The organism is Pseudomonas sp. HP_12 (assembly GCF_055283955.1).
Map to the genome: position 1 here is coordinate 1 of NZ_JBTOQG010000003.1, position 18,265 is coordinate 18,265.

At 60.6% G+C, this 18,265-nt stretch carries 17 protein-coding genes; 8 read left to right on the plus strand and 9 right to left on the minus strand.

All coding sequences use genetic code 11. The annotated features are described in order from the left end of the window. Window positions 1-219: 219 nt before the first annotated feature. The 6 genes from ACYASU_RS03535 to ACYASU_RS03560 form a co-directional block, all read right to left on the minus strand. Window positions 220-957 carry an SDR family oxidoreductase gene (locus tag ACYASU_RS03535; protein ID WP_463581969.1) on the minus strand — a complete coding sequence of 246 codons (738 nt, stop codon included), beginning with the start codon at window positions 955-957 and terminating at the stop codon, window positions 220-222. A gap of 2 nt (window positions 958-959) precedes the next feature. Beyond that, the gene (locus ACYASU_RS03540) at window positions 960-2,492 is read right to left on the minus strand and encodes an FGGY-family carbohydrate kinase (protein WP_463581970.1); all 1,533 of its coding nucleotides are present in this window, start codon (window positions 2,490-2,492) and stop codon (window positions 960-962) included. Window positions 2,493-2,636: 144 nt separating this feature from the next. Beyond that, window positions 2,637-3,722, minus strand: coding sequence for an alcohol dehydrogenase catalytic domain-containing protein (locus ACYASU_RS03545; protein WP_463581971.1), 1,086 nt, complete (start codon window positions 3,720-3,722; stop codon window positions 2,637-2,639). 170 nt (window positions 3,723-3,892) lie between these two features. Further along, a complete protein-coding gene (locus ACYASU_RS03550) occupies window positions 3,893-4,852 on the minus strand; it encodes an ABC transporter permease (RefSeq protein WP_336620214.1) in 960 nt (319 codons plus the stop codon). Between the two features lie 4 nt (window positions 4,853-4,856). Then, window positions 4,857-6,368: a sugar ABC transporter ATP-binding protein gene (locus ACYASU_RS03555; RefSeq protein ID WP_463581972.1), complete on the minus strand. Its 1,512-nt coding sequence runs from the start codon at window positions 6,366-6,368 to the stop codon at window positions 4,857-4,859. A 96-nt stretch (window positions 6,369-6,464) separates the two neighbouring features. Continuing rightward, window positions 6,465-7,412: a substrate-binding domain-containing protein gene (locus ACYASU_RS03560; protein WP_463581973.1), complete on the minus strand. Its 948-nt coding sequence runs from the start codon at window positions 7,410-7,412 to the stop codon at window positions 6,465-6,467. 285 nt (window positions 7,413-7,697) lie between these two features. Here ACYASU_RS03560 and ACYASU_RS03565 point away from each other — a divergent pair, with 285 nt between their 5' ends. The 8 genes from ACYASU_RS03565 to ACYASU_RS03600 all read left to right on the plus strand — a co-directional run bounded on the left by ACYASU_RS03565 (window position 7,698) and on the right by ACYASU_RS03600 (window position 15,416). Further along, window positions 7,698-8,522 (plus strand): NAD-dependent epimerase/dehydratase family protein, encoded by an 825-nt coding sequence (locus ACYASU_RS03565; protein ID WP_463581974.1) that lies wholly within the window; start codon window positions 7,698-7,700, stop codon window positions 8,520-8,522. 66 nt (window positions 8,523-8,588) lie between these two features. Continuing rightward, window positions 8,589-9,476 (plus strand): SMP-30/gluconolactonase/LRE family protein, encoded by an 888-nt coding sequence (locus tag ACYASU_RS03570; protein WP_463581975.1) that lies wholly within the window; start codon window positions 8,589-8,591, stop codon window positions 9,474-9,476. Between the two features lie 372 nt (window positions 9,477-9,848). Further along, a complete protein-coding gene (locus ACYASU_RS03575; RefSeq protein ID WP_463581976.1) occupies window positions 9,849-10,610 on the plus strand; it encodes a hypothetical protein in 762 nt (253 codons plus the stop codon). Window positions 10,611-10,775: 165 nt separating this feature from the next. Beyond that, window positions 10,776-11,687: a TauD/TfdA dioxygenase family protein gene (locus tag ACYASU_RS03580; protein WP_282366930.1), complete on the plus strand. Its 912-nt coding sequence runs from the start codon at window positions 10,776-10,778 to the stop codon at window positions 11,685-11,687. Window positions 11,688-11,721: 34 nt separating this feature from the next. Continuing rightward, the gene (locus ACYASU_RS03585; RefSeq protein WP_463581977.1) at window positions 11,722-12,837 is read left to right on the plus strand and encodes an ABC transporter substrate-binding protein; all 1,116 of its coding nucleotides are present in this window, start codon (window positions 11,722-11,724) and stop codon (window positions 12,835-12,837) included. 4 nt (window positions 12,838-12,841) lie between these two features. Continuing rightward, a complete protein-coding gene (locus ACYASU_RS03590; RefSeq protein WP_463581978.1) occupies window positions 12,842-13,750 on the plus strand; it encodes an ABC transporter permease in 909 nt (302 codons plus the stop codon). Further along, window positions 13,747-14,535: an ABC transporter permease gene (locus tag ACYASU_RS03595; protein ID WP_463581979.1), complete on the plus strand. Its 789-nt coding sequence runs from the start codon at window positions 13,747-13,749 to the stop codon at window positions 14,533-14,535. Before ACYASU_RS03590 ends, ACYASU_RS03595 begins: the two co-directional genes overlap by 4 nt. A 65-nt stretch (window positions 14,536-14,600) precedes the next feature. Then, window positions 14,601-15,416: an ABC transporter ATP-binding protein gene (locus ACYASU_RS03600; protein WP_346627899.1), complete on the plus strand. Its 816-nt coding sequence runs from the start codon at window positions 14,601-14,603 to the stop codon at window positions 15,414-15,416. Window positions 15,417-15,455: 39 nt separating this feature from the next. Here ACYASU_RS03600 and ACYASU_RS03605 read toward each other — a convergent pair whose 3' ends face one another. The 3 genes from ACYASU_RS03605 to ACYASU_RS03615 all read right to left on the minus strand — a co-directional run bounded on the left by ACYASU_RS03605 (window position 15,456) and on the right by ACYASU_RS03615 (window position 18,228). Then, a complete protein-coding gene (locus ACYASU_RS03605; protein WP_192173303.1) occupies window positions 15,456-16,415 on the minus strand; it encodes a sensor domain-containing diguanylate cyclase in 960 nt (319 codons plus the stop codon). Between the two features lie 3 nt (window positions 16,416-16,418). Then, a complete protein-coding gene (locus ACYASU_RS03610; RefSeq protein WP_463581980.1) occupies window positions 16,419-17,420 on the minus strand; it encodes a response regulator in 1,002 nt (333 codons plus the stop codon). A 457-nt stretch (window positions 17,421-17,877) separates the two neighbouring features. Continuing rightward, on the minus strand, window positions 17,878-18,228 hold the full coding sequence (locus ACYASU_RS03615) for a BON domain-containing protein (protein ID WP_074888508.1): 351 nt from the start codon (window positions 18,226-18,228) through the stop codon (window positions 17,878-17,880). Window positions 18,229-18,265 lie beyond the last annotated feature (37 nt).

The window sequence follows — 18,265 nt, forward strand, 5'->3', positions numbered from 1 at the left end:
TGTATGAGGAGCAGATCTATTTGAAAGCCTTGAGCAGGCACGGATCGCCTTTGTCAGAGCGCTTGGCTGAGCTGGCTGCAGATTGACGGATGACCTCAGGGTGTGAAGAGGGCATTCCAGGCGAAGGTGATTTAGCGGATTCACCGACGCCTTCGCGAGCAAACTCGCTCCCACAAGAGGCTCGCATCAAGCCTCAACACTTGCGGCAAACCGAGCGTCCTAGCGGCTCGTATACCCCCCATCAATCGGCAGCGACACGCCAGTGATCATCGACGCCGCGCTGCTCAGCAGGAACAGGATCGGCGCCGCGACCTCTGCGGTTTCGGCGAAGCGGCCGAGGGGAATCGCCGCCAGCGCCGGGTCGCGTTTGCTCGGCTCGCCCCACGCCATCTGCGCCATGGGCGTCAGCGTCACGGTGGGGTTGACGCTGTTGACGCGAATCCCGTAGCGGCCCCATTCGCCACACTGCACACGGGTCATGGCGTCCATCGCGCCCTTTGACGCGCAGTAGCTCAAGTGGTCGTCCAGCGCCACCAACGAAGCCTGGCTTGACACATTGACGATGCTCCCCGCCACGCCTTCGACAATCATCTTCTTCGCTATCGCTCCCGCGATCATCACCGCCGCCCGCACGTTGACCGCCATGACCTGATCGAATGCCGCAGCGCTGACCTCGGTCGCGGATTCCAGTATGGAAATCCCCGCGCAGTTGACCAGGCCGTGCATCACTGGCAAGTCCGCGAGCACTGCGGCCAATGACGGCTGATCGGCCACGTCCACGCGCAAGACCTGACAGCCCTGCCCCGCGAGTTTTTCCAGAGCCGCTGCATCGCGGCCCAGGGCATACACCTCCGCGCCGCTGGCCAGCACCTGCTGCGCGACCTCCCAGCCGATGCCGCTGCTGGCGCCGGTGACCAGAATGCGCTGGCCGCTGAAATCAAATTGAGCCGTGTTCACAGTCACGCTCCCTGCAAGCGATGCATGATCGGTTTCAGCGCCGGGTACAGCGCCACGTAATCGGCGAACAGTCGCGAGTACAGCGCGACGTTCTCGGCTTGAGGCTCGGCCCGTCGCTCGAGTTGAACCCAGCCTTTGTGGACCTGCGCCTCATCCACCAACCCGACCGCGTGGGCCGCCAGCAAGGCTGCACCGAGCGCCGCCTCGACCTCCTGAACGATGGTGTAGACCGGAAAGTTGGTGACGTCGGCGATGATTTGCATCCACAGGTCCGAATGGCTGGCACCGCCGACCACGATCAGACGAGGGTCCAGGGACTGCGCGCCTTTGGTGCCCGCTTCGATGTTGTGCCGAAGCGCGAACGTGACGCCTTCGAGCACCGCGCGGTACAGATGGATTCGGCTGTGATAAAGGCTCAGGCCGACAAAACTGCCGCTGGCTTTAGCGTCCCACACCGGACTGCGCTCGCCCATCAGGTACGGCTGGAACAGTACGCCGTCGCTGCCGGCCGGGATCTTCGTCGCCGCACGTTCGAGAATGACGTGGCTGTCTTCGCCGCTTTCCCTGCCTTGCTGCTCTTCAGCCTGACAGAACTGCTCGCGAAACCAGCTGACCGACGCACCGGCGGTGATCGCGCCGCCGAAAATGTAGAGGTCTTTGGCGCCGTTGAAGACGTGGGGAAAACTGACCAGACCGTGCCGAGCATCGACCTGCTGATTGAGGTAGCCCCAGCACATGCTGGTGCCGATCATCGCCACGTGATTGCCGGCCTGAGTAACGCCCGCGGCGAAGGTCGCCATGGCGGCATCGACGCCACCACCGAGCAGCGGAATGCCAGGAGCAAGCCCAAGGCGGTCGGCCCATTCGGGCAACAGGCCGCCGACGACATCACCGGAGTGAACCAGCCGCTCGGGCATCATCGACGCCGGAATACCCAGCGCGTCGAGCATCTCTGCCGACCAGCCCCGGGCCTTTACGTCGTAAACACCGCCGATGTTGCCGGCAGAGCTGTGGTCCACCGCGACCTCGCCGGTCAGGCAGTAATTGATGTAGCTGTTGGGCGGCAACAGGTAGCGCGTGTCGGCCCAGACCTGCGGCTGTTTGTCTTTGAGCCAGAGCATTTTGGTGAAGCCGTAATAGCTGTCCACCGAGTTGCCAGTGATCGCATACAGCCGCTCGAGATCGACGTGCTGATTGACCCACTCGACCTGTGCCTCGGCGCGGCGGTCCATCCAGATCAGGCACGGGTACAAGGGTTTGATCTGTGCATCGACCGCGATGCCGGAGCCGCCATACAGGCTGCTGACACACAGGGCTTTGACGCTGTCCCTCGGCAACGCGCTTTTGCGCATGCAGGCGGCGACGCAGATGTCCACGGCGTCGAGCCAGACCTGCGGCCATTGCTCGGCCCAGCGCGGTTTGGGGGTGTCGACCTTATAACTGTGGCTGTGCTGCGCGACGATCCGACCTTGGCCATCGACCAGCAATGCCTTGGTGCTTTGGGTGCCGATGTCGACACCGATGACGTAATCCATCTGGGTGCGCTCTCTTGTTATTGGTTTACTTGAGGCGTGCCACGGTTCCCTGTAGGAGCAATCGGAGGTTACGACGGTCGCGAAAGCGATTTGTCAGATAAAACCGCATCGCGACCTGCGATTGCTCCTACAGAAAGAGTTGTGTCAGTTAACGGGTTTGAGCAGCACCTTGATCGACTTGGTCGAGTCCGCCAGGGCAAACGCTTCGGCGTAGTCGTCCAGACCGAAGTCGTGGGTGACGATGCCTTTTGACGTCACCAACCCGCGCTCGAACAGGTCGATGGCAATCGGGTAGCAATACGGGCCCAGGTGAGCGCCACGCACGTCGAGTTCCTTGCGATCGCCGATGATTGACCAGTCAGCGCTGGTCTCTGCGCCGAACACGCTGAACTCCACGAAGCGGCCCAGCTTGCGGATCAGATCAAGGCCTTGGGTAACGCCGATCGGCACGCCCGTTGTCTCGATATAAACGTCGCAGCCGTAGCCGTCAGTGAGGCCGTTGATGATCTCTTTCGCATTGTCGCGGCTCGGGTTGATCACCACGTCGGCGCCGAATTTTTTCGCCAGTTCCAGGCGCTCGTCGACCATGTCGATGACCACCAGTTTCCTCGGCGTTTTCAGCGCAGCCACTTGCACCATGCACAGCCCCAGCGTGCCGGCGCCGGCGATCACCAGCACGTCGTCGAGCTGAACATCACCGCGGTTGACGGTGTGAATCGAGCAGGCCATCGGCTCGATCAACGCCGAATCCTCCAGCGAAACCGACTCGGGGATGTGATGCACTATCGCGGTCTTCGGGATGCGCATGTACTGCGCCATGCCGCCTTCGGCGACGTCTTTCTGGAAGCCGAAGATGTTGTGCACTTCGCACATCCAGTACTTGCCGGACTTGCAGAACTTGCACTTCTCGCAAGGGACGATCTGCTCGGCGATGACCTTGTCACCCACCTTTACGCCGAAGTGCTCTTCAGCACCCTCGCCCACCGAATCGACGTAGCCGAAGAACTCGTGGCCCGGCACGACGGGGGCCTTGACCCACGGGCTCTCGCCGCCCCAGAACATCGCAGCACCCGAATGGCATTTGCAGTCACTGGCGCAGATCCCGCAGGCACCGATGCGAATCACCAGTTCATTGGCCCGCGCAACGGGCTTGCTGATCTGCTCCAGACGGTAGTCTTTCGGCGCATGGCAGACGACGGCTTGCATGGTGGTTTTTGTGTTTTGTTCCATGTCGGGTTACCTGTTTTGATGTTTGGATGACGGCTGAGATAGCCGATATCGTTTCAAATTCATCAGTGACTGGACCGGCCCTATCGCGAGCAAGCTCACTCCTACAATGACCGCGTCGCCCTGTAGGAGTGAGCTTGCTCGCGATGAGGCCAAATCAGTCACCACCAAAATTATTTATGCCGCTGCCGACTGATGAAGATCGCCAGCAAAATGATTCCACCCTTGATCACGCTTTGCACATACGGCGAGACGCCCAGCATGTTCAGGCCGTTGTTAAGAACGCCCAACAGCATCGCGCCCACCAGCGTGCCAATGATCACGCCGCGACCGCCGGCAATCGACGCACCGCCCAGCACCACGGCCGCAATGGCGTCCAGCTCGAAACCGACGCCAGCGTTCGGTTGCCCGCTCATCAGCCGCGACGACAACACCAGCCCGGCAATCGCCGCCGTCAGCCCGCTGATCGAATACACCAGCAGCTTGAACCGCGAGGCGCGCACGCCGGACAGACGCACGGCTTCTTCATTACCGCCGATGGCATAAACGTAGCGACCGACACGCGTGTGTTGCAGCAGCACCCAGGCGAAAAAGTATGTCGCCAGCATGATCAGAATCGGCACCTGAATGCCGAACAGCGTGCCGCGTCCGAACCAGGCGAACCAGTCCGGCATGCCCGCAATCGGGTAGCCGTCGGTGTACATCAGGCCCAGCCCGCGCGCGATGCCCATGGTCGCCAGCGTCACGATGATCGGCGGCATTTTCAGGTACGCGACGAAGATGCCGTTGCCCACACCGAAGCCCACGCCAATCAGCAAACCGACAAGGATAGCGATCGGCGCCGGCACGCCTGCGACCATCAGGCCGGTGGTCAGCGTGCCGGACAAGGCCATCACCGGACCCACCGACAAATCGATGCCGCCGGTGAGGATCACGCAGGTCATGCCGACCGCGATGATTGCGTTGATCGACACCTGGCGGGCGATGTTTTCCAGGTTCGCGCCGGTGAGAAACTTGTCGCTGGCGAAGATCATGAAGACCGTCACCACCACCAGACCGACGAAGGGGTAAAACGCTGGCGAACGGATCAATCGAGCGAAGTTGAGCTGCATCCGGTTGGGCTGCGCGGTCATGGGTTTAATGGAGGTGTTCACTGTTCAGACTCCCGGTGGCGTGGCGCATCACTTCCTGCGGATTGATGGCCGAAGCCTCCAGCACGTTGACGATAGCGCCCTTGTTAAAAACGGCCACGCGGTCGCACATACCGATGATTTCCGGCAGTTCCGAAGAGATCATGATGATCGCGAAGCCTTGTTCGGTGAGTGTGCGCATCAGGGTGTAGATCTCCGCCTTCGCGCCGACGTCGATGCCTCGGGTCGGCTCGTCGAAGATCAGGATGTCGCAGTGGTGATTGATCCAGCGCGCGATGACCACCTTCTGCTGATTGCCGCCGCTGAGATTAATCACCCGGCTTTCACAGCTTGGCGCCTTGATCGACAGCTGCTTCATCAGGTGAGCGGTGGTGGTGTCTTCCTTGTGCCGATCAAGCAAGTGCGCCGCGCCTTCGTACTTGCCCAGATTGTTCAGGGAAATGTTCTCGCGAATGCTGAAATCCACGATCAGCCCTTCGCTCTTGCGGCTCTCCGGCAACAGGCCGATGCCACTGGCCAGCGCTTGCGCCGGATCATCAAGGTGCGCCGGCTGACCCCGCAGCAGCACATCCTTGCTGACCACCGGCAACGCGCCGATCACGCCCAGCGCCAGCTCCGTGCGCCCGGACCCCACCAGCCCGGCAAAGCCGAGAATCTCGCCCTTGTGCAGATTGAAACTGTTGTGCGGGCCGTTGCGGGTGAGCTGGATGTCACGCACTTGCAGCACCACTTCGCCCTGGGCGCGAGACTGCTTGGGCGGAAAGCTCGCTTCCAGACGCCGCCCCACCATCATCTCCACCAGCGTGTCGATGTCGCTGTTGGCGACGGTCAGGGCGCCGACATTGGCGCCATCACGCAGCACGCTGATGCGGTCGCAAACCTGAAAAATCTCTTCCAGATGGTGAGAGATGAAGATCACCGCCACACCCTGGCTTTTCAGTTCGCGCATGATGTCGAACAGCAGCTCGGCCTCGGATGGCGTCAGGGTGGCAGTCGGCTCGTCGAGAATCAGCAAGCGTGCTTCAAGGGCCAGGGCCTTGGCGATCTCGACAAACTGCTGCTCGGCAACGCTCAAGTGCTGCACCGAACAATCCAGATTGATCTTCACGCCGAGGCGGTCGAACAGCGCGATGGCTTTCTCGCGCATCTCGCCTTTGCGCAGCAAGCCGAAGCCGTTGACGATCTCGTGACCGAGGAAAATATTCTCCACGGCATTGAGATAGGGGATCAGGCTGAACTCCTGAAAGACAATGCCGATGCCGGCGGCAATGGCCTCGTTGTAGGTCGCGAAATGTTGCTCCGCGCCGTCAATGAGAATGCTGCCTTTGTCCTGATGTTCGACGCCCGCGAGGATCTTCATCAGGGTCGATTTGCCCGCGCCGTTTTCGCCGAGCAGCGCGTGAATTTCGCCGCGCTCGACCTGCAGGTTGATCGACTTGAGCGCCTGCACGCCGGGGTAGCTTTTACAGATGTTTTCCAATTGCAGAAGGCAGCTCATGGGCACCTCGTCGCAGCGGAACATCGCTGCGCAACTCACATCAATACGTGGCGCCCGCCTGGGCAAACAAGATTCAGGCGAGCGGCGCCACGCCCCTTACCAGGTGAAGGTCTTGGCCTTGGCCTGATCCACCAGCAGGATGTCGACCGGAATGGTCGCCGGGACTTGTGAGCCCCACTTCTTGGCGAGCGCCAGCCCGAGGGCCAGACGTACCTGGTCGCGAGGGTACTGAGCGGAAGTGGCGATGAACTTGCTGTTCGGCTTCTGGATTTCCTTGATGGCTTCGGGCGCACCATCGACGCTGGTCAGCTTGACGTCCATGCCGCTGGATTCGATAGCCGCCAGGGCGCCAAGGGAACCGTTGTCGTTAACGCTGAACAGGCCTTTGAGATTGGGCTGCGCCTGCAGCATGTTTTCAGTCACGGTCAGCGCTTGATCACGCTCTTGCTTGCCGTTCTGAATGCTGACGATCTTGATGTCTTTGTACTTGCCCAGGGCTTCCTTGCAGCCGCGCACGCGCTCAAGAATCGGCACCACCGCGATGCCGTCGAGAATTCCGACGTCGCCCTTCTCGCCGATGTTCTTGGCCAGGTAATCGCAAGCCTGCACGCCAGCGTCGAAGTTCTTCGAGCCGACGAACGAGTCCAGCGGGCCATTGGCTTGAGCGTCGACGGCAACCACGACCACGCCTTTGTCGTGGGCCTGTTTGACGGCGGACTGAACACCTACCGAGTCGGTCGGGTTGATGATCAGAATATCGATGCCCTTCTGCAGCATGTCTTCGATGTCGCTGATCTGCTTGGACACGTCATGGCGCGCGTCAGTGACCAGCAGCGTTGCACCGATGCTGGCAGTGGCGTCCTGAAGGGCGTCCTTCATGGTCACGAAATAGGGGTTGTTGATCTCTTGAAACGAAGCGCCGATTTTCAGCGGACCGAGCTTGGCGGCGTCGGCGGCTTGAACGTTGATGGCGGTGCCGCAGGCGACAGCCACAGCGAGGGAACAGAGAGCGGCGGAAAAGCCCTTCTTGAGGCGAGTTGTCATAGCGAAAAATCCCGTTGTTTTTATTGTTTAAGCGGAAATGTCATCGTTAACATTTTCGAAATTAGCAGAGAAACAAGGGGTCCGCAATATCCGCCAGCGACCGTTGGTAAGCCCGTGACGAGTACCGTTCGGGGAGTGCCCGGGACTGGCCCGGCGAGGACGACCCCATGGGATTGAAACCTTCGTCGCGTTGACAAAATTTGCGGGCCCTGTCGATAATCCTGCAAACGTCATACGACAACCGATGACACCATAAAAACAACATCAGAATCAGGGCTTCCCACGATGACTGAATTCAACGCCCAGGCCCCGCTCAACCGCATTTTGCTGACGGGCGCCGCTGGCGGCCTCGGTAAAGTCCTGCGCGAAAGCCTGCGTCCGTTTGCCAAGATCCTGCGCCTGTCCGATATCGCCGACATGGCACCGGCCGCCGGCCCCCACGAGGAAATCCAGATCTGCGACCTGGCCGACAGAAAGGCGGTTCACCAGTTGGTCGAAGGCGTTGACGCCATCGTTCACTTTGGCGGCGTCTCGGTCGAGCGATCCTTCGAAGAAATCCTCGGCCCGAACATCTGTGGCATCTTCCACATCTACGAAGCGGCACGCCGGCATGGCGTGAAGCGAGTGATTTTCGCCAGCTCCAACCACGTCATCGGTTTCTACCGTCAGGATGAAGTCATCGACGCCAGCGCTGTGCGTCGTCCGGACAGCTACTACGGCCTGTCGAAATCCTACGGTGAAGACATGGCCAGCTTCTATTTCGATCGCTACGGCATCGAGACCGTCAGCATCCGCATCGGCTCCTCATTCCCTGAAGCGCAGAACCGCCGCATGCTTTCCAGCTGGTTGAGCTACGACGACCTGACCCAGCTGATCGAGCGCGGGCTGTTCACCCCGAACGTCGGCCACACGATCGTTTACGGCGCGTCGGACAACAGCAAGGTCTGGTGGGATAACCGCCTGGCCAATCACCTGGGCTATCAGCCGAAAGACAATTCCGAGCCCTTTCGCGCCAAGGTCGAAGCGCAGCCGATGCCGGCGTCCGACGACCCCACCATGGTTTATCAGGGCGGCGCGTTCGTGGAGTCCGGGCCGTTTGGCGACGAGTAAGGATCGACGACGACCAGGCCGACTGCGAGGTCGGCCTTCCATAGTAAAAATCCGGGAATGATCGTCATGGACGCAGAGCTGATTCTCGATGCACGCAACGCCACGGGTGAATCGCCGGTCTGGAACGCTCAGGAACAGACACTCTACTGGGTCGACATTCCGGCCCGTCGCCTCCATCGCTGGAGCCCGCAAGACGGTCGCACCACGCACTGGGAAGCACCGGAAATGCTCGCCTGCATCGCTCGCTACGAAGACGACAGCTGGCTGGCCGGCATGAAAAGCGGCCTGTTCCGCCTTCATCCTCAGGACGATGGTACCGTCACCACGCAACTGCTCAGCGGCGTGAAACACGCCAGCGACAACATGCGCTTCAACGACGGTCGCTGCGATCGCCAGGGCCGTTTCTGGGCCGGCACCATGTTCATGGACATGGCAAAAGCGTTGCCAGTGGGTTCGCTGTATCGCTACAGCGCCGGCCAGGCCGAGCCGCTGACTGCGCAGCTCACCGACATGATTGTGCCCAATGGCCTGGGGTTCAGCCCGGACGGCCGCATCATGTACCTCTCCGATTCCCACCCTTCCGTGCAGAAAATCTGGGCCTTCGATTACGACATCGACACCGGCACGCCGCGCAACCGCCGACTGTTCGTCGACATGAATCACCACGCCGGTCGCCCCGATGGCGCAGCAGTCGACGCCGACGGCTGCTACTGGATCTGCGGCAACGATGAAGGCGTGATCCATCGTTTCACCCCCGAGGGCAAGCTGGATCGCTCGCTCAAGGTGCCCGTGAAAAAGCCCGCCATGTGCGCCTTCGGCGGATCGGGTCTGGACACCCTTTACGTCACCTCGATACGCCCCGGCGGCGACATCAGCGACCAGCCGCTGGCCGGCGGCGTGTTCGCGTTGCACCCTGGCGTCCAGGGCCTCGAAGAACCCCTGTTCAAGGGCTGAACCACACACTCGGCCCCGCTCTGCCGCTCAACCGGTCTGGACATCGTCGAGCGGGTAAAACGCACTGCCATCCAGATGGCCCGCCACGTGGCTTAAAGATCGCAAAGTGGCCCTGACATATCTCGCGACACAACAACGTTACACTCAGCACCCCCTCTGCTCGGGGCCTCTTGCGTCGATCTGTTTCATAAATGGACGAAAAAGTGAGCTTTTCCCGCGAAAATAAACATTTTGAAATATTCTTTCCGTGCACATGGATAAACCTGTGCTAGCTGCTAGGCTTCGGCCTCGCCCGGCTGAAACGGTACATCTCAAGCAGTAGGTCCGATGGGCTTCTCCGTTCCTCGGTCTACGTCATGAGATTGCCGCCAGATGCCCTACACCACTTTTTCGGAAGCTCAGGTCCAGAGCTTGATCAAGGCCATCGACAGCGACGGATACGCTGTCTTGCCCGGCTGGGCCAGCCCGTCCCAACTCGAAGCACTGCAAGCGCTGGTCGCCCGCACGGTTGCCGACTGCGGCAACGATTACGTCGCACTCTCGGGCCGACAGGCCGTGCAAGGCACGCCGCTTCATGAATGGGGTACATCTCGGGATTTCATCGATTTATGCCGGCGTATTGTGGCGGGCGCCACCGGTGATCGCTCCAGCGAAAACGGCATGACCCAGACATTACGCTGCCTGACCGGTAGCGGCGGTCGTCGCGAATCGCTGATCTTCCACTACGACTCGTTTGTGCTGACCACCATCCTGCCGGTCTGCATGCCCACCAGCGGCGAACGCGGCGACCTGCTGATGCTGCCGAACCGTCGGCCGATCCGCCGCACCTACTTCGCCAACCTGCTGGACAAGGTGCGAGTGGACAACGGCTGGGTGCAACGCCGTCTCAGGAGCAAAGTCGCCAGGGATGAAAAGGCGTTCACCCGCATCGCCATGCAACCCGGCCACCTGTACCTGTTCTGGGGCTATCGCTCGCTGCACACCAACATGCCCGTGGCCGAAGACGCCCTGCGCGCCACAGCGGTGTTTCACTACCACAACGTCCACGGCAGCAGCTCACTAGCCAGCCGACTGCGGAGATCCCTCGGCACCTGGAAGGGGCAGGGTCTGCAGGAGGATGCACCGCAGATGTGAGGTGATCCAATGGCGTAGGAATCTCTTGGGCTTATGACCTTCAGCCCATGACATTAACCTCACGCATAAACTCTCCTTCTATATTTATGCCAAATTGTGATTAGCGGACCGCCGATTTATATCCTTATGATCTGAGCCACAACAGCTCAGATCGAGGTTACGGACATGGCGATTCAGATCAAACCCGTTGCGGGGAAAATCGGTGCCGAGGTGAGCGGCATCAAACTCTCCGCCGATGTCTCCGCGCAGGATTTCGATTTCATCAATCAGGCGCTGCTCACGCACAAGGTGCTGTTCTTCCGTGAGCAGTTTCTCAACGACGAGCAGCACGAAGGCTTCTCCCGCCGTTTCGGCGATCAGGTGCCTCACCCCACCGTACGTTCCGCTGAGAAAAGCAGTGCCATCCTGCATCTGGACGCGAAGGAAACTCGCGCCAACTCCTGGCACACCGACGTCACCTTCGTCGCCAACTACCCGAAGATCTCGATCCTGCGCGGGGTGGTCATCCCGCCCTACGGCGGCGACACGGTATGGGCCAACACGGCAGCCGCCTACGCTGACCTTCCCGACAGCCTGAAAACCCTGGCCGACGGCCTTCGCGCGCTACACACCAATGTCTATGACTATGCGGCGCCCCGAGACACCGGCGAAGCGGGCGTGAAACGCTACCGCGAACAGTTCACCGCCGAAGTCTACGAAACCGAACACCCACTGGTGCGCGTGCACCCTGAAACCGGCGAGCGCAGCCTGCTGCTCGGCCACTTCGTCAAACAGATTCAGGGCGTCAGCAGTAATGACTCGAAACAGCTGATTCGCCTGTTCCACGATCGCATCACCCATCTGGACAACACCGTGCGCTGGCGCTGGAACGAAGGCGACGTGGTGATCTGGGACAACCGCGCCACCCAACACATTGCCGTCAACGACTACGGCCAGGCCGAGCGCGTGGTGCGTCGTACCACTGTGGCGGGCGACATTCCGGTCGGCGTCGACGGACGCGCCAGTCAGGCCATCAAACCCACACCCGAAACCCTCTCGCCCAAAACAGAAGCCGACAAGAAACACCTGGCTGCCTGATTGCGCGTCACCCACTTTCCAAGGAAGAACCGTCATGGCAAACGCCAAGCGAACATCTCTATTCAGCAAAACAAGCGTAGCTACCGCACTGGCGGCGCTGCTGATGATGCCCTTGGCCGAGGCCGACGTTCTGCGCATTGGCGTAGCCAGCGCCGGTGGCGGTGATCCGGTCACGTTCAGCGGCTCGCCGTTAGGCATCGTGCGCAACCAGCAGCTCCTCGAAAAAGCCTTCGCCGGCACCGACACCGAAGTGCAGTGGTTCTTCTTCAAGGGCGCCGGGCCGGCCGTCAACGAGGCGCTGTCCAATCAGCAACTGGACTTCGCTTACGAAGGCGACTTGCCCGCAGTAGTCGGCCGCTCCAATGGCCTGGACACCAAATTGCTTGCGGCCATCGGTGTGCGCTCGAATGTGTATCTGGCCGTGCCGAAAGGCTCCGATATCAAGACCGTGGAAGACCTCAAGGGCAAGAAGGTCGCTGTGTTCCGTGGTACCAACGGCCATCTGGTTTCGATCAAATTGCTTGCCGATCACGGCATGACCGAGCGCGACCTGAAAGTGATCAATCTGGACAGCGGCAGCAGCCAGGCCGCGCTGGCGTCCAAAGGCGTCGATGCCGCATTCGGCGGTCGCGAGCTGTTCAAGCTGCGCGATCAGGGGCTGGTCGACATCATCTTCGACAACCCTGACAACAACGTGCGCTACACGCGCCAGTGCGCCCTGGTGGTTCGTGGCGATTACGAAAAACAGCACGCCGACAACGTGCAAAAAGTCGTCAACGTACTGGTCGATGCCGCGCGATGGGAATCCGAAGCCGGCAACCGTGAAGCCGTGCTCAACGAGTGGGCGAAGACCAATGAACCGCTGGCCTCGCTGCAGGCTGACTTCAATCGACTGGATTTGCGCGACAGCGCGTCACCGCTGGTGGATGAATTCCTGCGCGACCGTTATCAAGCCGTCGCCGATCAGGCCAAGGACGAGAAAATGATCCGTCGGCCAGTGAGCGTCGACGGCTGGTTCGACACCCGCTATCTGGACAACGCGCTGAAAGCCAAAGGCCTCGAGCACTACTGGACCGCCTACGGCGCAGACGGCAAAGCCGCGAACACAGCGACGGCGTCTTCGGACAAACCCGTCAACAACGGAGGCTGACGCCATGGCCCGAGCCACCGCTGAAGCCCTTGATCGGCAGCACTTCCCGGCGAAAACCCTGGCGCCGGTCAAGCGCCTGCCCCGTTCACCGTCGCGTGCCCCTCGCCGCGTCCCGGTTGTCAAAACCGCCACGGCCTGGCGAACCCGCGCTGCCAACGTCGCGCTGGCCTGGCTGCTGCCCATCGCGCTGCTGGGCCTGTGGTACCTCGGCACTGAACGCGGCTGGTTGTCGGAGCAAGTGCTGCCGCCGCCCGCGTTCGTTTACCAGACGCTGGGCGATCTGGTCAGCAGCGGCGACTTGTGGCTGAACGCTTCCGCCAGTCTGCAGCGCGTGCTGGTGGGCTTTCTGATGGGCTCGGCGCTGGGCATCACCCTGGGACTGGCGATGGGTTTGTCGAAAACCGTGGAGGATTACCTGCTGCCGACCTTCAACGCGCTGGTGCAGATTCCGGTACTGGGCTGGATGCCGTTTGCGCTCTTGTTGTTCGGCATCGGCGAGCCACTGAAATACGTGCTGATTGCCCACGCCGCGCTGGTCCCGGTGACGCTGTGTACGCTGCAAGCCTTCCATGAAGTGCCCAAGCGCTTGCTGGAGGTGGGCCGCGCGTACGGGTTCAGCCAACGCCAGATCGTCACCGATATCGTCCTGCCCTCCGCCGTTGCGCCGATCTTCACCGGCCTGCGCCTGGGCTTCACCAAGGCCTGGCTGTCGCTGGTGGTGGTTGAGCTGTTGGCGTCCAGCGAAGGGCTGGGCTACCTGATTGCCTACGGTCGGCAGTTGTTCCAGCTGGATCTGGTCATGGCCGCCGTGGTGGTGGTCGGCGCGATTGGTCTGCTGATTGATCGCGGGTTCGAGTTCGTCGAGCGGCGCCTCAACCGGGGCCGCCCGAGCAAGACCGGGAGACTGGCATGAGCACACTGACAATCCCGCAAGCCGGCCAGACCCACCGCTATCGAGGGTGGGTCGTGCCGATCGTGGCGGTCGCCGTGTGGTGGCTGGCGTCGAGTCAGGGCTGGAGCAGCTCCGGCTTACTGGTCTCGCCGCAAAAGGTCGCGGTCACCGCCTGGGAGCAAGTGACGTCCGCGCAGTTCTGGCGCGCGATTTCCGCCAGCCTTGCGCGCGACGTGAGCGGCTTCTTCATCGGCACCACATTGGGCCTGGTGCTCGGTTGTCTGCTGGGGTTTTCACGGCTGTTTGAGCGCCTGGTGGGCCCGAGTTTCAACACCTTCAAACAGATCTCGTTGTTCGCCTGGATCCCGCTGATCTCAGTGTGGTTCGGACTGGGCGACGTCGCCAAAGTGGTGTTTCTGTCACTCGCCGCACTGGTGCCGGTGGTGGTCAACACGTGCGACGGCTTGCGCAGCGTCTCCCCCGCGCTGCTGGAAGTCGCGAAGGTCTACGGCTTCACCCGCTGGCAGACCATCATCGGCGTCATGCTGCCGGCAGCACTGCCTTCGATCTTCACCGGCATCTACCTGGCGCTGGTCTATTCGTGGCTGGCGACCATCGGCGCGGAATACCTGCTGGTGTCAGGCAGCGGCATCGGCAACACACTGATCGATGGCAGCGAGCACTTCATGATGGACCTCGTGCTGTTCGGCATGATCGTCATCGGGCTGGTCGGTTGGGGACTTAACGTCATGGCGCGCCTTCTTGAACGACGCCTGCAACGGCTGTACGGCATCGCCCCGCGCTAAAGCCATCGTGTTCAGCCTCAATCGACTCTCTCGCTTCGCAAAACCTTATTTCTGAAGGAAAGCCCATGCCCGCCACTCAACCGCTTACCGCACAGCCCGTCGCCCGGGCCATCTCCCCATCGCAGGGCAATGGCCTGCGTCTGGAAAACATCAGCAAGCGCTTCGCCAGCACAGGAGCCGACACCCAACTGCAGGTGCTGGATAACGTCCAGCTGGACATCGCACCGGGGGAGTTCATCACCATCGTCGGCGCCAGTGGTTGTGGCAAATCGACCCTGCTCAGGCTGATCCTCGGCCTGGACGAAGAATTTGACGGCCGCATCCTGCTGGACGACAAGCCGATCAGGGGCACGGGGCTGGAGCGCGGCATCGTGTTTCAGGATCACCGGCTTTTCCCGTGGCTCACGGTTGAGCAGAACGTCGCAGTCGGCCTGAAAAACGCGCCGCTGACTGCGGCGCAGAAAAATGAGACCGTGCGCGAACACATTCAGCTGGTGGGCCTGCAGGATTTCACAGGGTCGTACCCACACCAGATTTCCGGCGGGATGGCGCAACGGGTGGCGATCGCCCGAGGGCTGGTCAATCGGCCCAGCGTGCTGTTGCTCGACGAACCCTTCGGCGCGCTGGATGCGCTGACCCGTACGCGATTGCAGCGTGAGTTGCAGCACATCTGGCAGCAGGAAAAGATCACCATGGTTCACGTCACCCATGATGTGGATGAAGCGGTTTATCTCGGTGATCGGGTGGTGGTGATGCAACCGCATCCGGGGCGCATCCGGCGTATCGTCGACGTGGACCTGCCACGCCCGCGCAATCGCAGCGACGCGCGGTTTATCGAGCTGCGGGATGACGTGCTCAGCGATTTCGCGGAGTTGTCCTAGCGGGTGAAGACGACCTTGGATGCAGACGTTATCCGGAATTCAATCCGACGCATCCACCGACACACGATTGCGCCCGTTCTTCTTGGACTCGTACAGCGCCTGGTCCGCGCGTTCGATCAGCATCTTGTAGTCGTCCATGGGCGAGGTCATGTCAGCGACGCCCAGGCTGATCGTGCAATGAATGGCTTCGCCTTCCTGCATGACGTCCAGCGCCTCGACGGCGGCGCGCAGACGCTCGGCGAACATGGCGCCGCCTTGCTTGTCCGTATCGGGCAGCAGCACCGCGAACTCTTCGCCGCCGTAACGACCCGCGATGTCAGCGTCGCGGATGTGCTCACGCACCACGTCCGCCACCCGCTGAATCACCCGGTCGCCGCATTGATGCCCATAGGTATCGTTGACGCGTTTGAAGTGGTCGATGTCGAACATCACCAGTGACGCTGTGGTGCCGTAACGCACATGCCGTGCATGCTCCAGACGCAATGCTTCTTCCCAGTGGCCGCGGTTGTACAGGCTGGTCAGGCGGTCGGTGCTTGATAGCTTCTGCAGCTCGCGGTTGGCCGCCTGCAACTGCAGACGGTTTGTCGCCACATCGGTGACGTCGTAAATCACCAGACACACATGGGTGACCACGCCGGTCGTGGACCGCAGCGGAAACATCGTGGTGTTCTGGTACATGAAGTCTTCTTGCCCGGTGATGGGCTGATAGCTCTTGAAGCGAACCAGAAAAGGGCGCTGCTCCCAGATCGTGAACGCTGGGGTGCCGAGGGTAATCACGCTGTCGATCTTGTTTTTCAGCCAGCGCTCGTTGATCTCCGGGAACAACGAGAAGAAGGAGCGGGTCGCCGCCTCATACGACAGGATCCCGGAACGGTTCTCCATGAAGGTGTTCCAGACCTGCACCCGGTATTCCTGATCCAGCACCACCACGCCTACGTCGATGCTCTGCGTCACGGTGAGCAGCCAGTGCAATTCCTTGAAATCGATACGATCGTTCATGAATCAGCTCATCAGGTGGGCGAGTTTCCGCGACAGCAGCTCGACCGAATCTTCGGTGAACAACATCAACAGATCGAAATGGATGTTATGACCCTCCAGGCTGTAACTGATCTCCACAGCCAGGGTCTTCTTCCAGCGCCGCTCGTTGAGCCGGATCAGCTCTTCAATGCCGCTGTGCAATCCCAGCACTTGCGGGTGGCCCTGGGAAAAGGCGATGTCGAGCTGCTCCGCAATGCCGCTCAGACAGGCGCCGATCAGGATAGAGGACAGGTCCAGCAGCATTTCCATGTCGGAATAGTCGGCGTCATCGATCTTCATCAACTGCGCCATGTCGGCGATTTCCGAATCATGGAACAACAACAGCGCCTCGCCGGCTATGCCACCACCAATGTAGCCCTGACACACCGCCGTGAGCCGGTCGTTGGCCTGGGCATCGGCCAGCGCCATGTGCAACTCGCCCACTTCCAGCATGTTGACGTTAGGCACCGGCAGTTGCACAAATACGCCCAACACCCGCGCCAGCAGAGCGGCCGCGCGGCCCATCGCGACGTTCACGGTCTCGCGGAATGCGTCGTTAAAACTGATCTCCGCCTGATCGAGGCCGGATGCCGGGGCCAGCGACTGATCGGCGCCCTCCCCCAACAGGCCCAGCTGCCGCAGGGTTTCCTGCAACTGATCGGGATCGGCCGGTTTTTTCAGGAACGCCAGTGCGCCCAGTTCGAGGGTACGGCGCACCGCCTCCTCCTGAACGTCGCCGGAGACGACAATGACGCTGGTCTGCAGGCTTTCCGCGCGGATGGCCGCCAATGTCTGGTAGCCGTCCATGTCCGGCATTGTCAGATCCAGCAGCACAACGCGGCCCAGGCCCTGACGAATCGCCTCGATCCCTTCACGGCCATTGGTTGCCGTGGTCACTGAAACATCCCACTCGGGCGGCAGGGCCCTAATGAGTTGCTTCCGCGCCATGTTGGAGTCGTCGCAAATGAGCAAGGGAATCGTGGGCATCTACTTCTCACAGCAAAAGAGTTTCAGGCCTGGCCCGGTGTAAGGCAGCGTGACAAAGGGTGAGCAAAGCGTCATGCCAGACTGTAGCTGATGACACGTCATCAAAGCGTCAAACCTGTGGGTAGATTCTCTACCCATTCCACAATGGGCTGCGTGATATGCAATTAATGTGCACAGCTGATTCGATTCATTTCGGATGGATTGAAAAAATCCTTCCATTTGGATATCAAGAAGCGCAGAAGAGTAACGCAGCGGGTGTGGCGAGAATATGTCAAACGCTCTGGCGCTGGTGAAACAGCGAGGAGGATGAGCTGAAATCAGGGCATAAAAAAGCCCCGACGCGGGCGTCAGGGCTTTTGGTGGCCGCATTGCTGCGGCCCTTCGCATGAACCTGGATCAGTCAGCTGACGACTTTCAAACTGTCAGACAATTGTTCCGAAGGCTCTACCGAATGGAATTACTCAGCTTTCAGGCCGTCAGCCGAAACAGCCTTCACGCCTTTGATTTTCTTGGTGATCGCAACAGCGGTGGTTTTCTGTGCTTCGGTAACAGCGACAGTCGACGACAGGGATACCACGCCTTTGTTGGTCTCAACCTTGATGTCGGAGCCTGGAATGCCTTTTTCGGTCAGCAGATCAGATTTGACCTTGGTGGTGATCCAAGTGTCAGAAGTAGCTTCTTTGGTTTTGGCGACTTCGTTGGCAGCTACAGTCATTGGAGCTTGAGCAGAGGTCTGAGCCATGGCTACGTTGGCCATAGTCAGAGTCAGAGCAGTGGCGGTAGCAGCAGCAATAGCGAACTTCTTCATACGGGTAACTCCTGTTTTTCTCAGAATCTGCGCCAAT